General features: G+C 46.2%; 19 protein-coding genes. 10 read left to right on the top strand and 9 right to left on the bottom strand.

Going from position 1 to position 18,746, the window contains the following annotated elements; all coding sequences use genetic code 11:
* Positions 1-249 precede the first annotated feature (249 nt).
* The gene (locus FRZ54_RS12775) at positions 250-639 is read right to left on the bottom strand and encodes a hypothetical protein (RefSeq protein WP_147031988.1); all 390 of its coding nucleotides are present in this window, start codon (positions 637-639) and stop codon (positions 250-252) included.
* 512 nt (positions 640-1,151) lie between these two features.
* Between FRZ54_RS12775 and FRZ54_RS12780 the strand changes: the two genes are divergently transcribed.
* Positions 1,152-2,729, top strand: a complete 1,578-nt coding sequence (locus tag FRZ54_RS12780; RefSeq protein ID WP_147031989.1) for a carboxylesterase/lipase family protein — start codon at positions 1,152-1,154, stop codon at positions 2,727-2,729.
* 1 nt (position 2,730) lies between these two features.
* Here FRZ54_RS12780 and FRZ54_RS12785 read toward each other — a convergent pair whose 3' ends face one another.
* A complete protein-coding gene (locus FRZ54_RS12785) occupies positions 2,731-3,204 on the bottom strand; it encodes an FABP family protein (RefSeq protein ID WP_147031990.1) in 474 nt (157 codons plus the stop codon).
* Between the two features lie 76 nt (positions 3,205-3,280).
* Between FRZ54_RS12785 and mnmH the strand changes: the two genes are divergently transcribed.
* The 3 genes from mnmH (at position 3,281) to FRZ54_RS12800 (ending at position 6,562) form a co-directional block, all read left to right on the top strand.
* Complete coding sequence (gene mnmH / locus FRZ54_RS12790; RefSeq protein ID WP_147031991.1) at positions 3,281-4,315, top strand: tRNA 2-selenouridine(34) synthase MnmH; 1,035 nt, start codon at positions 3,281-3,283, stop codon at positions 4,313-4,315.
* A 14-nt stretch (positions 4,316-4,329) separates the two neighbouring features.
* Entirely contained in the window at positions 4,330-5,382 is a 1,053-nt protein-coding gene (gene selD / locus FRZ54_RS12795; RefSeq protein ID WP_262712294.1) for a selenide, water dikinase SelD, read from the top strand.
* 289 nt (positions 5,383-5,671) lie between these two features.
* Positions 5,672-6,562 carry an N-acetylmuramoyl-L-alanine amidase family protein gene (locus FRZ54_RS12800; protein WP_147031993.1) on the top strand — a complete coding sequence of 297 codons (891 nt, stop codon included), beginning with the start codon at positions 5,672-5,674 and terminating at the stop codon, positions 6,560-6,562.
* 3 nt (positions 6,563-6,565) lie between these two features.
* Here the strand turns inward: FRZ54_RS12800 and FRZ54_RS12805 are convergent, their stop codons facing one another.
* On the bottom strand, positions 6,566-8,299 hold the full coding sequence (locus FRZ54_RS12805; protein WP_147031994.1) for a tetratricopeptide repeat protein: 1,734 nt from the start codon (positions 8,297-8,299) through the stop codon (positions 6,566-6,568).
* A gap of 125 nt (positions 8,300-8,424) precedes the next feature.
* Between FRZ54_RS12805 and FRZ54_RS12810 the strand changes: the two genes are divergently transcribed.
* The gene (locus FRZ54_RS12810; RefSeq protein ID WP_147031995.1) at positions 8,425-9,531 is read left to right on the top strand and encodes a Gfo/Idh/MocA family protein; all 1,107 of its coding nucleotides are present in this window, start codon (positions 8,425-8,427) and stop codon (positions 9,529-9,531) included.
* A gap of 21 nt (positions 9,532-9,552) precedes the next feature.
* Here FRZ54_RS12810 and FRZ54_RS12815 read toward each other — a convergent pair whose 3' ends face one another.
* Complete coding sequence (locus FRZ54_RS12815; RefSeq protein ID WP_147031996.1) at positions 9,553-10,089, bottom strand: glycoside hydrolase family 19 protein; 537 nt, start codon at positions 10,087-10,089, stop codon at positions 9,553-9,555.
* A gap of 91 nt (positions 10,090-10,180) precedes the next feature.
* Here FRZ54_RS12815 and FRZ54_RS12820 point away from each other — a divergent pair, with 91 nt between their 5' ends.
* Positions 10,181-10,543, top strand: a complete 363-nt coding sequence (locus FRZ54_RS12820; RefSeq protein WP_147031997.1) for a hypothetical protein — start codon at positions 10,181-10,183, stop codon at positions 10,541-10,543.
* Between the two features lie 59 nt (positions 10,544-10,602).
* Positions 10,603-10,803: a hypothetical protein gene (locus FRZ54_RS12825; RefSeq protein WP_147031998.1), complete on the top strand. Its 201-nt coding sequence runs from the start codon at positions 10,603-10,605 to the stop codon at positions 10,801-10,803.
* Between the two features lie 58 nt (positions 10,804-10,861).
* Here FRZ54_RS12825 and FRZ54_RS12830 read toward each other — a convergent pair whose 3' ends face one another.
* Complete coding sequence (locus tag FRZ54_RS12830) at positions 10,862-11,371, bottom strand: DUF3347 domain-containing protein (protein WP_147031999.1); 510 nt, start codon at positions 11,369-11,371, stop codon at positions 10,862-10,864.
* A 28-nt stretch (positions 11,372-11,399) separates the two neighbouring features.
* Positions 11,400-11,858: an Lrp/AsnC family transcriptional regulator gene (locus FRZ54_RS12835; protein ID WP_147032000.1), complete on the bottom strand. Its 459-nt coding sequence runs from the start codon at positions 11,856-11,858 to the stop codon at positions 11,400-11,402.
* Positions 11,859-11,957: 99 nt separating this feature from the next.
* Here FRZ54_RS12835 and FRZ54_RS12840 point away from each other — a divergent pair, with 99 nt between their 5' ends.
* A complete protein-coding gene (locus FRZ54_RS12840; protein ID WP_147032001.1) occupies positions 11,958-12,905 on the top strand; it encodes a TolB family protein in 948 nt (315 codons plus the stop codon).
* Between the two features lie 26 nt (positions 12,906-12,931).
* Positions 12,932-13,588, top strand: coding sequence for an HAD family hydrolase (locus tag FRZ54_RS12845; protein WP_147032002.1), 657 nt, complete (start codon positions 12,932-12,934; stop codon positions 13,586-13,588).
* A gap of 3 nt (positions 13,589-13,591) precedes the next feature.
* On the opposite strand, the gene FRZ54_RS12850 is transcribed toward FRZ54_RS12845, so the two are convergent.
* Both FRZ54_RS12850 and FRZ54_RS12855 read right to left on the bottom strand, forming a co-directional pair.
* A complete protein-coding gene (locus FRZ54_RS12850; protein ID WP_147032003.1) occupies positions 13,592-14,251 on the bottom strand; it encodes an NAD(P)-dependent oxidoreductase in 660 nt (219 codons plus the stop codon).
* An 11-nt stretch (positions 14,252-14,262) separates the two neighbouring features.
* A complete protein-coding gene (locus FRZ54_RS12855; RefSeq protein ID WP_228462468.1) occupies positions 14,263-15,429 on the bottom strand; it encodes an ROK family transcriptional regulator in 1,167 nt (388 codons plus the stop codon).
* A 199-nt stretch (positions 15,430-15,628) separates the two neighbouring features.
* Here FRZ54_RS12855 and FRZ54_RS12860 point away from each other — a divergent pair, with 199 nt between their 5' ends.
* The gene (locus FRZ54_RS12860; RefSeq protein WP_147032005.1) at positions 15,629-16,294 is read left to right on the top strand and encodes a DUF1349 domain-containing protein; all 666 of its coding nucleotides are present in this window, start codon (positions 15,629-15,631) and stop codon (positions 16,292-16,294) included.
* 53 nt (positions 16,295-16,347) lie between these two features.
* Here the strand turns inward: FRZ54_RS12860 and FRZ54_RS12865 are convergent, their stop codons facing one another.
* Complete coding sequence (locus FRZ54_RS12865) at positions 16,348-18,741, bottom strand: glycoside hydrolase family 3 N-terminal domain-containing protein (RefSeq protein ID WP_147032006.1); 2,394 nt, start codon at positions 18,739-18,741, stop codon at positions 16,348-16,350.
* Positions 18,742-18,746: the final 5 nt, after the last annotated feature.

Below are 18,746 nucleotides of genomic sequence, written 5' to 3' on the forward strand. Positions count from 1 at the left end.
GCTTAACTAATTTATCAACAGCGGGAATCGGGTATTGTTTCATATTAAATTCTTTACTCAAATATGGAGTAGAGTTTTTTTACTCTTCTGATTTTATTTGCTGTATCCGATTTTTGCAAACCCTCATTAACTATTGATTAATTAAATAAAACCTTTTCGGTTATCTGGCGTTATGTTATTACATCTATCGAAAACAGATTTAAATTAATTAGGGGATAGCCGGCTTTATGAGCCGGTTATTTTTTTAGATCATTCGTCATCGGGTTTGTCAATGATGTTCCCGTTATAGTCAGTTTTAAAATAAATAGGATAGGCCTTTTCATCCTTTGGGTTAGTGTAGATATAAACCGTATACTTTTTGCCGGGCGAAAGTTTTAACACATAATTCTGGTTCAACCCAAAACCTTCTGATACCAGGAACCCCGGGTTTACACGGTTAAAATAAATGATCGAATTTTTGGCTGCATCGCCGGTACTTTGAAAAGTTACACTTTTGCCGTCGCCGGTAACCATCACCTTTTTTAGTTCCGCACCGTTGGCCGAAACAATGGCTTTTTGATTTTTATCGATGCTCGCCGGCGAATTGCTTGCTGAGCAGGCCGTAAGCGCAAGCGTTAATAACAGGACAAGAATGCGCATGTCAGATCGGTTCACCCGGTACATTTTAAAGTTTTTTATTCTGGCGTAAACAAGCACTAATATACATATCTGCATTTTATTGCGCTGTAAATTATTTTACAAAGCCGGGGCGAACTATAGGTTGATTGAGGTGAGCATTTGATATAGCAAATGGGTGTTAGCTATATTCTTGCCGCCCAAATTTGTGTAAGTGTTCGATATCGTTATTCAACATCCTGATCACGTTTTTAAAACAAGTGATCTTAAAATCGGGGCAGCAGCATTCAATTTGAATCCGGTTATCAATAATGCTCAATAAAGGTGGTTGGTGATGGGCGGGACAAAGAGTGCGTTCAACTTCGTTAACAATGTGAGAGTCTAAATCCATGATCCGAGAAGTTGCCTTTTTGTACAACTATTCAGAATAGAAAAGGTTTTCATCTTTTGAATATATACTTGCTGATATCTTTGCTTTATTGAAATACAAATATTACATTGCGTCAAACCGACACATTAAAATTTCCTGGTAACCTATGAAAAAGCAAATCAAGCTCGCCTTTTGCGCCGTGCTGCTGGCCGCGCCGATATTTTTGTATTCATTTGTTGTAAAAACGGGGCGACTGGTGTCGCTATCGGTTGCACAAACTGATGCCGGTACGGTTTCGGGCGTAAAGAACAGCACGGGCGATATTACTGCTTTTAAGGGCATTCCATTTGCGGCTCCGCCTGTTGGCGACCTGCGCTGGAAGGCCCCCCAGCCGGCAAAACACTGGGCAGGTGTACGCAAATGCGATGCATTCGGGCCGAGCCCAATGCAGGCTAAACCTACGCCTTTCATGGTGTACACAGCTGAGTTTTTGATACCGGAAAAACCGATAAGCGAAGACTGCCTGTACCTTAACGTATGGACCGGGGCTAAAAGCAAAACGGAAAAACGCGCGGTGTTTGTTTACATTTATGGTGGCGGTTTTACCAGTGGCGGCAGCGCCTGCGATATCTATAATGGCGAGGCATTGGCAAAAAAGGGGGTTGTATTTGTGTCTGTCAATTACCGCGTTGGGGTGTTCGGGTTTTTCGTACACCCGGAGTTAACCAAAGAATCGCCGGAGAAAGCATCCGGCAATTATGGCTTGCTCGACCAGATCGCCGCGTTGAAATGGGTAAAAAAAAATATAGCAGCCTTTGGCGGCGATCCGGGTAATGTGACCATCTGCGGGCAGTCGGCCGGATCGATGAGCGTTAATGCGCTGGTAGCTTCGCCACAGGCAAAAGGCCTGTTCAAAAAAGCCATTGCCGAAAGCGGCTCGCTAACCATCAAAAACCCGGTATTACCCGCCACTACCTTACAGGTAGCGGAAGAACAGGGTGTAAAATCGGCCGAAAAAGCGGGGGCCAGGTCATTGGCCGATCTGCGTGCCATGCCTGCTGAGGACGTGATGAAAAAAGTGCAGGGGCGGTATTCGCCAATAGTGGATGGTTACGTGCTCCCGGAAAGCATACCCGATATATTTGCCGCTAATAAACAAAATCATGTGAGTTTGATAACAGGCTGGAACGCTGATGAATCGTTCATAGCCGGTTTTAAGAATAAGGAAGATTATAAAAAACAGGTGGAACAGCAGTACGGGGCGGACGCGGCGGAATTCCTGAAATATTTCCCGGCCGAAACGGACGAGCAGGCGGCACGCTCGCAGGTCGAGATCAGCCGTAACCAGATATTTGCCCTGTCGGGTTATAACTGGGCCAACATACAAAGCCAGTACTCCGATTCGCCGGTATATGTTTATAATTTCAACCGCAAGGTACCTGCCACGGCTGAGTATGTAAAATTCGGCGCATTTCACACAGCGGAGGTACCGTACATCATGAACGACCTGAAATTCCTGAAAAACCGCCCGTTGGAAAAAGCCGATTATGAACTGGCCGATATGATGTCTGATTATTGGGTAAACTTTATAAAAACCGGTAACCCGAATGGCAAAGGGCTGCCTCAATGGCCGAAGTACAATACAACCGCTTACCAGGTTATGGTGTTCGATGTGAATTCAAAAGCCGAACAGGTACCCGGTAAAGGCGGATTGGATTTTATGCTGGCCAAGGCCCAGAAATAGGTCAAGCGATTCGTTTTAAGTTCGCCGACAGGTGGTTTTGAAAGTTACAGCCACACGCCGCCATGTTCAATTCATAGCTTAAGGTAGAGTCGGTTATGGTAAAAACCCGTTGAGATCTCAGCGTTTGTTTCGTGTCGTTCTCGATGTGCAGACTCTCGAATATGAAGGTTCCGGGTTGATTTCGGACTAACTCATAGGTTTCCTGCCGGCCGCTAATTTGTGAACTGACCAGGAGAACCCGGCCTTCTTTTAGTACGATAAACCCGGTATCCCAAAACACAGTTTGGCCGTTTTTTTCGGTATCATTTTTATAAAACGTCTTCTGATCAAAATAGATGGCGTCTTTAAATTCATCCGGCCTAAAAACAAGCTTCTCAGCGTACTTTGTATTGTCGATGGTAGGATATTGCGCAAACCCTTCACCTTCCCATTTGCCTCTTAATAAATTCCGTAGGATTTGAAATTCTTCAGTCATCACTGGTTAATTGTTAAATGGAAAATCCAACGGCAAATAAACTATTTTTGCAACAATAACATATCACTGATTGCTGATGATCAAAAACCTTCGGATAGAAGATTTTATTGACCTTAATATACCCGTGGCCGATGTGCGCACACCGGCTGAATTTGCACAGGGGCATATACCCGGCGCTCACAACCTTCCCCTTTTTACCAACGAAGAGCGGGTACAGGTTGGCACTACCTATAAGCAACAGGGGCGGGAGGAGGCAATTTTGCTGGGTTTTGACCTGACGGGGGCTAAGTGGTCGGGGTTTATAAAGCAGGCGCTGGAAATAGCGCCCGAAAAAAAGATAGGCGTACATTGCTGGCGCGGCGGTATGCGGAGCGGCGCGATGGCCTGGGCGCTAAATTTATATGGTTTTGATGTTTATTTGCTCGAAGGCGGGTACAAAAAATACCGGCGCTGGGCGCTGGACAAGTTTGGCGAAAAATACGATCTCCTGATCTTAGGAGGTATGACAGGCTCGGGGAAAACCCATATCCTGCGGGAGCTAAAAAAAGCAGGCGAGCAGGTAATAGACCTGGAAGACCTGGCGCAGCACCAGGGCTCGTCCTATGGTACCATGAACAAATTGGTGCAACCGACGCAGGAACAGTTCGAAAATGAACTGGCGTGGCAGCTTAACGGCATTGATAAGACGAAGTCTGTATGGCTCGAAGATGAAAGCATCACGATAGGCAAAAGATTTATCCCCAACGGCCTGTGGCACCAGATGAGGGTAGCGCAAATGGTTGATATAAAAGTGCCCATGCAAAATCGTGTGGGGTTCCTGGTTGACGAATATGGCAGTCTGGACAAGGGCTTTTTAATAGAATGTACCCAGCGTATATGGAAACGCCTCGGGCCCGAACAAACCAAAAACGCCATACTGGCCATCAATGAAGGCCGCATGGCCGACTTTATAAAGATAGTTTTGGTTTATTATGATAAAACATATCGTGCAGGGCTCAATAAACGTGCAGGTGAAAGCATTTTCACCCTGGATTGCAAGGATAATGATGCCCGGCAGAATGCCCGTGATATCCTGGCCAACATCCATAAACTAAAGCCCCTCGCTCAGTAAAAGAAATCAAAATGATCGCTGAAGAAATAAAACTGACACAATATTCGCATGGCGCAGGCTGCGGCTGTAAGATAAGTCCGGCAGTGCTTGATAAAATGTTGCACAGTCCGGTTCAATATGCACCCGACGCCCGTTTACTGGTTGGCAACGATAAACGCGACGATGCTGCCGTGTACGACCTGGGCAATGGTACGGCCCTGATATCTACCACCGACTTTTTTATGCCGATAGTTGACGATGCGTTCGGCTTTGGCAGGGTTGCCGCGGCCAATGCCATAAGCGATGTTTACGCAATGGGTGGCAAGCCCGTGCTGGCTATCGCGATATTGGGCTGGCCGGTTGATAAACTGCCCCCCGAAACCGCGCAAAAGGTATTGGAGGGTGCACGCGCGGTGTGCGCCGAAGCAGGCATCGCATTGGCTGGCGGACATAGTATCGATTGCCCCGAACCTGTATTTGGATTAGCTGTAAATGGTATTGTCGATATAAAAAACCTGAAGCAGAATTCTACTGCAACAGCCGGTTGCAGCTTGTATCTTACCAAAGCGCTTGGCGTTGGTATACTAACCACCGCTCAAAAGAAAGGAATATTAAAGCCGGAACATGCTTCGGTAGCCTTTGAAAGTATGGTGCAATTGAATAAGATCGGTGAGAAAATAGGGCAGTTGGACTATGTAAAAGCTATGACCGATGTTACTGGTTTTGGATTGTTGGGACACCTTGCTGAAATGTGCGAAGGCAGTGGTTTGCAGGCTACGATCAATTTTGACAAAGTGCCGAAGATCGATGGTATTAGTGAATACCTGGAGCAGGGTAGCATTCCCGGCGGTACCAATCGTAACTGGGCAAGCTATGGAAATAAGATAGGCGAAATAACAGACAGGCAAAAGCACATACTTGCCGATCCCCAAACCAGCGGTGGGTTGCTGGTGGCCGTCGAACCAGGGCACGAAATCGAATTTGAAGCGTTGCTGCGCGAAAATAATATCCCTGAAAAAAATATAGCAAATTTTGGACGACTGGAGCTGCCCGGCGGTAAGGTTTTGATTAGTATTATCGGAACATAAAAAAACCGGCCGGGAGGAGATACGAAAAACAGGGAAACATATTTCCAACCCGGGCCGGTACGTATAAATGATCAGGCTGATGCAATCATTAATTGTGATTGCTGCCATCGTCATTACCGTGATTACTGTTGTCACGATCACGCTCGCCATGTAATTCTTAACCGTATTTTATATAATTACGCCCCGATAGTTTCTACAGTTGCCTCTACCTCCTGAGAATTATTTAGCCGTAATTTTTTGTAAAAAACGATTGCGGGGTGCTGTTTTCAACTTAACTTTGCCGCAGCCTATGGTTCAAAAAAATCTCACTTTTATTAAAATACTGCCCCTCGTTATCCTGCTGTCGGTACTTTCAAATAGCCAAAAGGTATTCGCGCAGCAAACCAAAAAAAAAGCTACGCATTCAAAGACTACTACTAAAAGAATCACTCGCAGGAAGACGGTTGCAAAAAAACCTTCGGCGCCGGTTTTCAGGTTTAGGACGGTGATCATAGATGCGGGGCATGGTGGCAAGGATCCGGGGGCACATGGCAGGTATTCGAAGGAAAAGAATGTAACCCTTGCCATAGCAAAGAAACTTCGCACAGCCATAACCGAACAGATACCTGCGCTTAACGTGGTGATGACGCGTACTACGGATAATTTTGTAGAACTACACCGCCGTGATGATATTGCCAGCGAAAACAAAGGCAACCTGTTCATCTCTATACACTGCAATTCAAACCCAGAAAAGGCAACTGCCGAAAATGGAGTGGTATTGCTGGTTTACGGGTATCACCGCAAAGGCGAGCAAATGGAGGCCATACGCGAGAATGCTTCGGTATTCCTGGAAAAGGATTACCAAAAGAAATACAAGGGTTACGGCCCGAACAGCGCTGTAAATGCTATCTTGTTAAGCGCCTACCAGCAAAAATTCCGCAAGCAATGCATCCGTTTTGCCGACCTGGTAAACCATGAATTTAAAAGCGTCGACGGTCGCCACAGTCATGGTGTAAAGGAGCAGGGAGTACTTGTACTGCAGCAAAGCGCTATGCCGGCTGTGCTTGTCGAGACAGGGTTTATCAATAACAGCAAGGACGAAGCTTATCTCAATTCATCAGAAGGGCAGGCAGAGATCGTTCAATCTATTATACGTGCGATCAAAAAATACAAGAAGGATATCGAACAGCAAAAAAACTGACGGTTAAAACACCACATTGCTTATTTCAGTATCTTTTATACTGAATGCGTCTTTCAATTGAGCGTTAACCCCTGCCAGGGCCTTAACGTTGCCGGTGCGGGTATAAGCAGCTTTTAACCCCGTTAGCGACCACCCATTTTTCGGGTTGATCACAAGGTCGTGTTTAAGAACGGCTGTTGCCTCTTCATACTTTCCCGCTTTGACCAATACATTCGCTAAATATTGGCGGGCTGGTATGGCCCAGTCGCGCGGCTCGTCGTAAATGATATGATCTTCCGCCTTTACGGCCTGTTGCAGGTAATTGATAGCCAAGCCATATTGTTTCTGTTCTTCTGCGATAACGCCTTCAAGTATAAGTTTGGCGACAGTTGCAGGCTCCCTGAACGGGCTGAAATTGTCCAAAGCGCTATCCAGCACTTTATCCTGTATTTGTTTTTCCAAAAGTCGCAGCTCTTGTTGCGCCGATGCAACATCGCCTTTGCGGCTGTAAGCGATCCCTTTGGCAAAATGCTGTAAAACACCGCAGTAAGTTAGACTGTCGGCTACTTGCGACTTTAGGATATTATCCCACTTTCCGAAACGAAGATTTGTCAGGATGGGTTGCATATAGAGGTATTGAATATAATTGCCATCGGCACTTTTTAAAGCCAGGTAGTCAGACGGTATTGCATTTTGCAACTCAATAGCACCGGATATAGCCTTTTTATAATTACCGGCCATCTGGGCGCAATTAATGCCCATGTGCATATTATGAAGCGCGTACAGGGGCGCATTGTTTTGTACTGCCGCATACTGCTTAAGGTAATTATCATACCCCGCCACGGCACGGTCGTTGTTCTTTATGCCTTGCTTATAATAACCTGTTCGTATGTAGATATGCGATGGCATGTGTGTAACGTGTGATACACCTGGCATAAGTGTATCAAGCATATGCGCACTTTTAAGTGCCAGTTGAGGCGTTGCCGATGCTTCCATGGTATGGATATAGTAGTGATTGGCGCCAGGGTTTTTGGGTGAAAGGGCAATGGCATGTTCAAGAAGCGTCCGTATCTTTGGCGTCCATGGTTTTGGCGTAAAGTCGTGTGCGTAAAGGTCCCAGGGATGCAGCAGCAGCAAGGCATCTGCATACAAGGTTATTACATCGGCATTGGTGTTATGTTTTTCGTAAACTGCCTGCATGGCATCGGCGTATTTTTTTCTCAAGTCTATCACTGCAATTGTGGTATCCGAGCTGTAACGCTGTTGTATAGCGTTGATAAGGTCTTTTTCAACGGCAGTACAATTTGTTGAAAGCTCTTTGCTTTTTATAGCGGCTTCCAAAGCGTCCGACGGCGGCCGGTAGCCGTTGGGATAGTTAATGGTTGGCCCTTCTGCTAACGCTTTTCCGTACCAGGCCATAGCGCAGTTGGGGTCGAGGTGCGTGGCCTTGGTAAATGATGCAATGGCCTCAATAGAGTGAAACCCATAATACATGTTGATGCCCTGGTTAAAGTAAAACTGGGCGCTGTCGCTGGCGTTGGATATTTTCCATTTATAGTTTCCCCACCCTGTTAATGCCGGAATGTCCGAAGCACTATCGATAAGCGGGACGCAGAGGGCGGCCTTAACGGTGTACGCCTTAAAATAGGTTTGCGAAGAAATAGTTTCTTGTTTCTCCAGATGGTAACCCGAAGGCTGTGCCGAAAAGAGCAATAAGGCCAATAAAATCAAAGGTAAAATAGTGCTGCGTAATTTCATGTGATCTTGACTGCTTAGCTGTCAGCAATTTACCGAATTTCTCCAATGCTTAAGAAAACATTATCACAAAAATGTTATTGCAATGTTTCCAGCGAAAAAAGTAATTTTATATCAAATCCTTCACTATGAATATACATCATCCATTTTCCCGCCGCGATTTCCTCCGTGTAAGCTCATTAGGCGTTGGCGCACTTGCATTGAGTGATACTTTAATGTCCTTTGCCCCGAAAGATGGCAAGAAACTGGGCATCGCCCTGGTTGGTTTGGGTTATTACAGTTACGGACAACTTGGTCCGGCGTTGCTTCATACCAAAAATTGTTACCTGTCGGGTATTGTTACGGGCCATCCGGCTAAAGCCGAGGCCTGGAAAAAGCAATACAACATCCCTGATAAGAACATTTACAACTACGAAACTTTTGATAATATTAAGGACAACCCCGATATCGATATCATTTATGTTGTGCTGCCGGTATCGATGCACAAGGAATATACTATACGTGCCGCACAGGCGGGCAAACACGTGATCTGCGAGAAGCCAATGGCGCTTAATGCGAAAGAATGTGAAGAGATGATAGCGGCCTGCAAAAAGGCGAATCGTTTATTATCTATCGGGTACCGGCTGCATTTCGAGCCGCACAATATGGAGATCATGCGGCTGGGGCAAAAACAAATTTATGGCAAGGTGACTGCAATAGATACGGGTAACGGCTTTGTATATGGTGGCACCGACAACAGCGCCTGGCGTTTAAAAAAAGCTATGGCCGGCGGCGGCGGACTTATGGATATGGGCATCTATTCCATACAGGGATCTCGGTACACGCTTGGGCAGGAGCCCGTGGCGGTAAAAGCGCGGCAAGAGAAAACGCGACCCGAATTTTTTAATGAAGTAGATGAAACTGTTTATTGGGAGCTGGAGTTCCCCGGCGGCTTTGTTGCCACTGGCAAATCAAGTTATAATCATAACTGGGGCTATTTGCACGTCGAGGCGGAAAAAGGTAAGTTCGGTTTAGAGCCAGCTTACGGCTATGGCAGCGTGGAAGGCTATACACCCGCCGGGCCCATGCATATTCCGCAGGTAATACACCAGGCTATGCAAATGGACGACTTTGCAGAATGCGTGCGTCAAAATAAGCAATCGCGCGTTCCGGGTGAAGAAGGGCTGAAGGACATGAAGGTGGTTGACGCTATTTACCGCAGCCTTGATTCGGGAAAAAAAGAAAAAATCGTGTAAATGAATTAATAACCTGATCAGTCAGGCAGTTGCGTTAAAAACTTTCCCGTAATATCCTGCTATCAGGCTGGCCTGGTCCAAACGGTTTATCACTTTGCGGCAATTTATAGCATCTGTAATCGTATCATTAAAATACTTTGACAAGCCAACCCCGGTAAATATCCCGCCCTTCATGCCGATAACAGCTATTTCGGCTGCTGTGGGAATTTGCAACGCCAGGTCTGGGTTATGAACCAGGTCGATATGTAAAAGATTGGCAAAGGTTTGATAATTGTCTTTCCAGGTTAATTGCACTATGCCGCGCCCGTAATACGTTTGCCCGGTAATGGGGTCGGGATTGTTGTATCTTCTCCCTTCCCGCGAACCCAGGGATTCGGGTATGGGTTTCAATCCACATTCGTGTATACCAGTCGCAATAATATAGGCAATTTGCCGGTGGTCAGTCACGTTATGATTTTCGCACGATTGAAGAATGGCGTTTACAGTATCAACTTGTGGCTGGCTCAACGGACCTAAAATAGAACGGATAGCATCAAATAATTGTGGGGTGCTTTGCATAAGTTTTTAAGGTTATATATAAATTTCGTAAAAAAATGTTATAATGATTCAGATCATGTTGTTTTTTATAAAGGTTGCTTACATTTGAGTTGTGAAGATCACAGCGTCCATATTGATCATGTATTTCGGTTTGCTCATGGGGCAGCCGTTTGCCCATATGGGGGTGAAGGCAGCGAATAAACCTGCCAATTGCCGCTCAGATGAAATGTGCTGTAAGGAAAAGGCGAAGCACGAGGACGAAGCGCCGGGAAAAGATCATAGCGGCGGGAGTTGCAACCGCGATTTCTGCAATCCTTTTGTCCCCTGCGGGACGTCGATGCCTGCAACTAAACCGGTGCATAGTTTTAAAGCGGTGATACGCGAACTAACTAATAATTTGACTCCAGCAACCAACGACGATATTGTTTCGAACTATTTACCTGATTGCTGGCGACCGCCTGAGCTATTATCCTGAACAATCGACTTCACTCTGAAACGATAAGGATAATTTATTAAACATTTAAATTCATTAAAATGAAAAAAATAAGCTTAGGCGTAGTGGCCATGTTATTGGCCGGCGCAACCGTATTTGCAAATGGTCCAGTTGTTAAACCTGATACCAAAGTGGTAAAAAAGGAGTGCACGGGGCAATGTGCTAAAAATATTAAAACCGGCACCTGCAAGGATAAAGCAACCTGTTCTGACATGAATAGTTGTAAAGGCAGGTGTAATTAATACTTGCCCTTAACGACAAAGGCCCCGGTGACGGGGCCTTTTATTTTGGGGGTACACTTTATTTGCTTGCTTTAAGCGTTTCTTTAACCACGCCGCAGGTCGGCATCTCTTTACCTAAATATGGGTTTCTAATGGTGGCGGTCTCGTTTAGCCATGTCTTTTTTGCCATTGGGCAATATTGCTCGTAAAGCGCCATTTCATTACCCTTAAGCGCTTTTAACACGGTAAACATATTAGCCGACAGGCTGCCAAAATGTTCGCGCTGGTGCTTGATATCGGTACTTTCGCCGATATGCTGCCCGTCGAAACGGAGCTTCTCGGCATATTTTTGCCACACCGATTTTTGTTTGGCGTCCATTTGACCTGCGTTTATATTTTTAATGTCTTCGGTGAATTTCTTAGCGGCGTCATTCGCCGCTTTGCTATTGTCGGTTGCGAGTGCGTTTTTGATGTCCAGGTAGCTTTTTACAGCGGCATTGATAGATGAATTTAGATCAGCTGCTTTTACCTGTACATGCGTTACCGCGACAAGTAATAAAAGAACTGCGAGGAATTTTGTGGCTTTCATATTATTAACTTTTTGATCAAATTATTAATTAACTGCGACGGATAATTTTCGGCTCAAATGTTGGCGAAAGTATAATGGATGTATTGGTTTCGCCTACCAGTTGTAACTGGCCGATAATAGCCTCGAGCCGTTTCGTCGTCGGCGTGGCTACTTTCATAATAACACAATTATAACCGGTAATATTATAACATTCAATTATTTCTGGTATTTCGCTTATCCTTTTGGCCGCCGCCGCGTGCGTCATATTGGCTTTTAAAGTAATGATAGCGTTAACGGTTAGCCCAACCTTATCATGATCGATCATGGCCCGGTAGCCGGTGATGATACCCTCATCTTCCATGCGTTTAATGCGTTCGGCAACAGCCGGCGCGCTTAAACCAACCCGCCGGCCTATCTCGGTCACCGGTAAGCGCGCGTCTAACTGCAGCTCTTCCAGTATGTGAGCGCTCAGATCGTCCAAAGGTTTGTAATTCAAATTTTTATTCATAAAAAACCTTAAAAAGTAAAGTTAACCCTGCCAAAATACTTTATATCGAAAGTGTTGTTTGCTGGTTGTAGCATAGCTTTGATTTAAACTAAAAAACAAATGAAGAAAATACTTACCGCAATCGCTTTGCTTGGTTTTTCGATAATTGGCCGGGCGCAAAATAGTAAAAATTTGGTACCGCAAATATTTGAGCCGGGAGTTATCAGCAAAGGTGATTATGAGTCCCACGGAACATTTACCCCAAGTGGAGACACCTTGTATTTTATCAAGTGCACTTATGATCTCAAAATATCGGCCATATGCGTTTCCTACAAACGTAAAGGTAAATGGACGGACCCTGAGGTAGCATCTTTTTCGGGTAAATATATGGACGCCGACCCCTTTGTGGCGAAGGATGGCCAGGCATTGTATTTTATGTCGAACCGGCCGCTAAAGGATGGCGACCCCGTAAAAGATGATACCGACATCTGGAAAGTGATGATGACTAAAGACGGTTGGGGCGTGCCGATCAGGCTCGATGTGCCGGTTAATAGTGAAAAGGACGAATACTACCCCACACTGGCCGACAATGGCAATATTTATTTCGGATCGACCAGGGATGGCGGTAAAGGCGGCAGCGATATCTGGTGCTGCAAATACCAGGATGGCAAATATCAGCCCGCCGAAAACCTTGGTGATGCCATCAATACGCCCTACCACGATTATGAGGCCTTTATAGCGCCGGATGAGTCTTATCTCATCTACAATTCGAGCCGGCCAAATGGCTTAAAGAATCTCGATTTTTATATCAGTTACAAGCAAAATGGCGTTTGGACAAAGGCAAAAAAATTACCGGAGCCTATCAGTTCAAACTCCATAGACTGGTCGCCAAAAGTAACACGCGATGGCAAATGGTTTTACTTTGGCAGCACCCGCAGCACGGATCCGGTGACCCCAAAGAAAGCGGATAATATGGAACAATTGAACCGAAAACTGCAAAGTGCCAATAACGGGCTGTCGGATATTTATATTGCTGACTTTGAAGCGATAAAACAAGCGCTGAAATAACCAACGAATCTGCTATTTTTGCGGCCATGCAAACAGAAGCCGCTTTACTGAAAAATAAATTCGACAGCATTATTTTTGACCTCGATGGTACCCTTTGGGACTCGACCGGCAACGTTGCCCTGGCCTGGGAAAAAGCGAGGCTGCAGGTAGGATATGAAGAGGTGGACAGTATTACCCGCGAACGGGTACGCTCGATAACAGGAATGGCTTACGATGTGATATTCGAGGTGCTGCTGCCTGATATGGATATTGAACGGCGGAACTATTTTAAATCGGTATGTGCACAAAGTGAAATAGATACGTTGGAAGAGATTGGCGGCGACCTGTATCCCGGGCTCGAAGAAACTATCAAATATCTTGCCGACAGGTATAAGTTGTACATTGTAAGCAATTGCCAAAGCGGCTACATCGAAACCTTTTTGAGTCATTGCCCTGTGTCCGGTCATTTTTTGGCCCATCAATGCTACGGCACTAAAGGGCAGCCCAAAGCCGAGAACATTAAGGACATAGTAAACGATCATGGCCTGCAGGCGCCAGTTTATATTGGCGATACAAACGGTGACCGCGATTCGGCCGCTAAAGCCGGAGTGCCTTTCATCTTTGCTTCGTATGGGTTTGGCAAGGTAGCAGAGGGAATGGTGGCTACAATAGATACGTTTGGGGACTTGAAAGAGCTACTGTAACAGCTATCGTTTTTCCGAAATCACCGGGCATTGCCTGATATAAAGGCCCTTTTCCAAAACATCGAGCATGAATTTTGCGGTGTTAAGCCTGCTGATGGTTAGCGATGGTTTGGGCGAATTATTTAGCGAGACTTTTATTTCCCGTTCTTTCATCGAATCGGTAAGACCGGCGGGACGTACAGCGGTCCATTCAGCGTCCGAATTTTTTAATAACTCTTCCTGCCGCTCGTGTTCGTAATAAGCGTAATGAATGTTGCTGTTGTTAACCAGCCACCTGAACCAAAACGGTATATCTTTCCATGTTTCGCCTACGCCCCAGGCACTTGTCATAATAATGCGCTTAACTTTTTGTTCGGCAGATGCTTCAAGGATATTTTTCATGGATACCGACAGAAAATCCTCGCTGGTGCGTAATGCGGCCCACGGAAAATCCGACATTCTTGAAATATTCAGCGTACTAATGATAGCGTCGCAGCCCTTCATGGCTGCGGAAAGGGTATATTTATTCAGTGGTGTTCCCTCGTGTACATCAAGCAGCCTGGGGGCATGCTTCAATCGATATTCATGGCTCACCACTACACTAACGCTATGTCCCCGCTTCAGTGCCTCGTCTATCACCAGTCTGCCTGTCCGGCCCGTACCGCCTAATACGAGGATTTGCATCGGTTAATATATCAGGCGTGTACTAAAACTTTATGGTCCTTGTCAAAATTCTCCATCATCAGCACAGCGGCGCCTATCAGTTCGGCGTCAAACCCCAGGTCTGATATCAGCAACTCAGTGCTTTCAGCAAGCCTTGGAATACAATATTTATGAAGCGACTGTTGAATTGGCGCCATCAGTATCTTACCGGCACGTGCGCCCCGGCCGCTTAGTACGATGGTTTTGGGGTTCATGATGTGAATGAGGATGGCTAATGCCTTGCCGATCTTATAACCCGCGTCAGTAAGCAGTTCGATAGCAAACTGATCGCCATTGGCGGCGGCTTCCATAATGGCATCGCCTAAAGCTTTGGTCGGCGAGGTATCCGCATTTTTTAAACTGGTCACCCTGCCGCTGCGGATACCTTCTATCGCTTTTTCAGAAACTACAAGCATCGATGCTGCCGATTCAAGGCAGCCCCGTTTACCGCAGGCACATAAGGTATCATCATCCGACAGCGGGATATGGCTCAGTTCACCGGCAAGCCCATTATGGCCCCGGTAAATTTCACCCTTAACGATCATCCCCAACCCGATGCCCCAGCCCAGGTTGATCACCATTACATCTTTTTGTGATTTAGCTATTCCGAATTTCTGTTCTGCCAGAGCTATAAGGCTGGAGTCGTTATCAATATGCGTAGGCAGGCCGGTTTCTTCCGTCAGGTACTGCGACAAGCTTTTGCCACCATTGTCCAAATAAGTGTAATTTATCCCCTCAAGCACATTGACGAACCCCGGCATCCCTATCCCGATACCGGCTATCTTATTTTTAGAAGCCGGCGCTTTGCTTATGTATTGATTGATGTTTCTTACCAGTATGCCAAGCGCCTCAGGGTTGTTAGGCAGTTTTAAGTCTATTGATAATGCTTCAGCCACCGGATGATTAAACAGGTCGAGCAGTTGGATACGGGTCGAAAGCTGGTCCATAGCGATAGCCAGTATATACATGGCATCGGGTTTAATGGAGTACAACAGCGGGCGCCTGCCACCACTCGAGGGGGCGTAGCCTTGTTCAACCACAAAACCTTCGTCTATCAGCTCGTTAATAGCCTTGGCTATAGAAGGGATACTTTTATCAAAAAGGTCGCTTAGTTCGGCGCATGACATGGCTTTGTCGAAATAAAGCCGCTTGATTATCATGTTCTTTAATTGAGAACCTTTTATTACACTTTTAGGTTTAATTTCCATTCAAACAATTCAGGTTTGGCCGCAATCGGGGTTTACGGCAAGCACTTTTTAAATTATTTATAAAAGTAATAATTATGACATAAAGTACAAGGACAACAATAAAGTTTCCGAAAGTATTTACATTTATGTAAAAACCGCTAAACCACAATAAATGAGAGCATGTAATTACAGCGTGGCATTGTTTTTTGCTGCCTTTATCTCCGTTAACTGCTATGCGCAAAAACCTTTAAAGTTCTTAAAGATACCCTACCCGCTTACCTGGGAAAATAAACCTTTGAGCTATTCGATGAATGCCAGCTCGATCACCATTGAGGCTGGCGAAAAGACGGATATGTTTCGCGACCCGAATGTAACCTATAATACCGATAACGCGCCGAAGCTGGTTTTTAAGCCGGATGACAATTTTGTGCTGACTACCTGCATCGAACATCACTTTGTATACAAATGGGATGGCGGCGCCATCGTGTTAAAGGCTGACAACCTCAACTGGATAAAATTCTGTTTTGAAAAGGACTATACCGGGCGACACCGTGTAGTAAGCGTGGTTACCAATAACATTTCGGACGATTGCAATTCGGTGGCCATTGCCGGCGATAAGGTCTATTATAAAATTGCCAAGGCTGATAATGTGATCACCCTGTATTATTCAACCGATAGCAAAAAATGGTTCCTTGTAAGGCATTTGCAGTTCAATGCCAAAGGGCCGCTTCACCTCGGTTTTATGGCGCAATCGCCAACGGGTGAGAAGAATAAAGTGACTTTCTCAGAGATCACTTATTCAAACAGGAAGATAAAAGATCCTTATGCTGGGGAGTAAAGGTTATTTAAGACTTACCAAGTTTTCAAAACTTCGTAAATTTGCATCGGGGACTATTTCTCCACCTCAAACTCTTTCTTCAATTTAATATCTTCCGACGAAGCGCCTATCATCACCTGGAACTTGCCCGGTTCAACCGTCCAGTTCATGTTTTTGTCGAGTATAGTCAGGTCGTTTGGATGCAGCGTGAATTCGACCGTTTTCTTTTCGCCGGGCTCAAGGCTGATGCGTTCAAAGCCGCGGAGATCGTAATCATAAATTGTCACGTCGCTTAGTTCCTGTTTCAGGTATAGCTCCACCACATCGTCGCCTTTTCGCCGCCCCGTGTTGGTTACATCCACCGTCACTTTAATATCGCCCTGCTGGTGCTCCTTTTCAGGCGACACCTGCAGGTTGCTGTAGTCGAACGTGGTATAACTCAATCCATAACCAAAAGGATACAAAGCGCCATTCACGCTGGTATGCCCCCAGCTATTTGGTCCGCCCTGTCCGGCTTGCGAGGAAGGTTTGAAAGGAAAGTTGAACTCGATCTGCCCAACCGTTTTAGGGAAGGTGATGGATAATTTGCCCCCGGGGTTGTTATCGCCAAACAAGGTTTCAGCTATAACGCGACCGCTTTCGGGGCCGGGGAACCAGGCTTCCAGTATCGCAGGTACATATTTGTTTTCCCAATTAACGGTAAGCGGCTGCCCGTTTATCATCACCATCACTACCGGTTTGCCGGTTGCCTGTAATGCCTGTATTAGTTTCAGCTGCCTGCCGGGAAGGTTTAAACCGGTGCGCGAAAGGCTTTCACCAACACGGTTCTCATCTTCGCCCACAACAGCGATTATTACATCGGATTGTTTGGCAAGATTGACTGCCGAGTCGATACTTGCCTGTTCCTGTGTGGTTAACGGTGTTTCGATGATCTCACTTTCGGGCCAGGTTGCGTCGACAATATCGCAGCCTTTGGTGTAACTCACCTTTGTGCCGCTGCCGACATATTTTGTGATACCATCCAGAACGCTGGCAGTGGGGTTGTGCGACGGGCCGTAACGGCTGGTTGCGTAACTTGTGGCCGCAGCAAGCGGACCGGTAACCAATATATTTTTAATGGCCGATTTGTTCAGCGGCAGGGTGCTATTCTCGTTTTTGAGCAATACCATACTTTCACGGTTCATGCGTAATCCCATTGCTTTCGCCTCTTCATTATGTACTATTTTATCGGCCGCTTTGGTGTCCTGCACGTAAGGATGATCAAAAAGCCCCAATTCAAATTTTACCCTTAATACATCTGCTACACGGCTGTCGAGGGTTTTCATCGATACTTTGCCCTCTTTAACCAATTCGCGCAGCGGCATAATGTAAGTTTGCGGCATGGTAAAGTTGGTACGTACATTCAACCCGGCCTCAATGGCCTGCCGTACGGCTTCCTTGATATCCCCTGCGACATGGTGTTTGGAGTAAAGAAACTCCACGGCCTCGCTGTCGGACACTACATATCCCTTGAAACCGAATTTTTGGCGCAGCAGTTCGGTCAAAAAGTAATAACTACCCGTAATGGGTTCGCCATTCCAGTCGTTATAGCTGCTCATTACGCCCATCGCATGCGCCTCCTGTATTACCCGGCGGAAGGGGTAAAGATATAGTTGGTACATCTCCCGTGGCGCCACATGCGGATCTGTACGGGCGGCTCCATCGCGGCCGCCCTTAGGCACGCTGTATACCGCAAAATGTTTGAGTGTAGATGCTACCCCCTGCTCCTGTATCCCCAACGTCATTTGTTTACCCAGTTCGGCTATCAGGAACGGATCTTCGCCATAACATTCCACCACACGGCCCCATCGCTGGTCGCGGGCGGGGTCGAGTATTGGTGCATACACGTTGGTATAGCCCAAAGCCTTCGCTTCGCGGCCAACAACATCGCCGGCAAGGCGAACCAATGGCTTATCCCAGGTGCTGCCGATACCGATAGGGGCGGGCAGCGAGGTGGCACGGTCGTGGTTCAATCCGTGTATACCTTCATTCGTAAAATCAACGGGGACGCCTATGCGCGTTTCTTCTACAAACCATTTTTGAATAGTATTAATAGCGGCGGCGTGTTTACTGTAAGGGTAGGAGTATTGTGTGGGTGCGGCATCGGTATGCGATGTCAGGTTGTTCAGCTCCTCGTCTATATTGGCTACGCCGTCTTTCCACACCTCGTTCTTCCACGATTCAGCAGGCATTTCCTCTTTCAAAACCCTTTTATAACCGTATAGGGTTGCCAGCTGGCAGGTTTTTTCCTCAACGGTCATCTGGCTCAGGAGGTCGGCAACACGTTTATCAATGGACTGTGATTGGTCCTCGAACACGTCCATTTTGCCATTTTTATTAAAGTCTATCCAGCCCTTATGGTAAATGCTTTTTTGCTGGGCCAATGACAATAGGGGCAACAGTAACAGCGGTAGCAGTAGCTTTTTCATGGAGG

Origin of the sequence: Mucilaginibacter ginsenosidivorans (assembly GCF_007971025.1) — a bacterium.
Classification (GTDB): domain Bacteria; phylum Bacteroidota; class Bacteroidia; order Sphingobacteriales; family Sphingobacteriaceae; genus Mucilaginibacter; species Mucilaginibacter ginsenosidivorans.

What these genes read in the sequence shown, in the direction of transcription:
- FRZ54_RS12775 (WP_147031988.1), bottom strand. Translation starts at nt 639, where the DNA reads ATGCGCATTCTTGTCCTGTTATTAACGCTTGCGCTTACGGCCTGCTCA.
- FRZ54_RS12780 (WP_147031989.1), top strand. Translation starts at nt 1,152, where the DNA reads ATGAAAAAGCAAATCAAGCTCGCCTTTTGCGCCGTGCTGCTGGCCGCG.
- FRZ54_RS12785 (WP_147031990.1), bottom strand. Translation starts at nt 3,204, where the DNA reads ATGACTGAAGAATTTCAAATCCTACGGAATTTATTAAGAGGCAAATGG.
- mnmH (WP_147031991.1), top strand. Translation starts at nt 3,281, where the DNA reads ATGATCAAAAACCTTCGGATAGAAGATTTTATTGACCTTAATATACCC.
- FRZ54_RS12800 (WP_147031993.1), top strand. Translation starts at nt 5,672, where the DNA reads ATGGTTCAAAAAAATCTCACTTTTATTAAAATACTGCCCCTCGTTATC.
- FRZ54_RS12805 (WP_147031994.1), bottom strand. Translation starts at nt 8,299, where the DNA reads ATGAAATTACGCAGCACTATTTTACCTTTGATTTTATTGGCCTTATTG.
- FRZ54_RS12810 (WP_147031995.1), top strand. Translation starts at nt 8,425, where the DNA reads ATGAATATACATCATCCATTTTCCCGCCGCGATTTCCTCCGTGTAAGC.
- FRZ54_RS12815 (WP_147031996.1), bottom strand. Translation starts at nt 10,089, where the DNA reads ATGCAAAGCACCCCACAATTATTTGATGCTATCCGTTCTATTTTAGGT.
- FRZ54_RS12825 (WP_147031998.1), top strand. Translation starts at nt 10,603, where the DNA reads ATGAAAAAAATAAGCTTAGGCGTAGTGGCCATGTTATTGGCCGGCGCA.
- FRZ54_RS12830 (WP_147031999.1), bottom strand. Translation starts at nt 11,371, where the DNA reads ATGAAAGCCACAAAATTCCTCGCAGTTCTTTTATTACTTGTCGCGGTA.
- FRZ54_RS12835 (WP_147032000.1), bottom strand. Translation starts at nt 11,858, where the DNA reads ATGAATAAAAATTTGAATTACAAACCTTTGGACGATCTGAGCGCTCAC.
- FRZ54_RS12840 (WP_147032001.1), top strand. Translation starts at nt 11,958, where the DNA reads ATGAAGAAAATACTTACCGCAATCGCTTTGCTTGGTTTTTCGATAATT.
- FRZ54_RS12845 (WP_147032002.1), top strand. Translation starts at nt 12,932, where the DNA reads ATGCAAACAGAAGCCGCTTTACTGAAAAATAAATTCGACAGCATTATT.
- FRZ54_RS12850 (WP_147032003.1), bottom strand. Translation starts at nt 14,251, where the DNA reads ATGCAAATCCTCGTATTAGGCGGTACGGGCCGGACAGGCAGACTGGTG.
- FRZ54_RS12855 (WP_228462468.1), bottom strand. Translation starts at nt 15,429, where the DNA reads ATGATAATCAAGCGGCTTTATTTCGACAAAGCCATGTCATGCGCCGAA.
- FRZ54_RS12860 (WP_147032005.1), top strand. Translation starts at nt 15,629, where the DNA reads ATGAGAGCATGTAATTACAGCGTGGCATTGTTTTTTGCTGCCTTTATC.
- FRZ54_RS12865 (WP_147032006.1), bottom strand. Translation starts at nt 18,741, where the DNA reads ATGAAAAAGCTACTGCTACCGCTGTTACTGTTGCCCCTATTGTCATTG.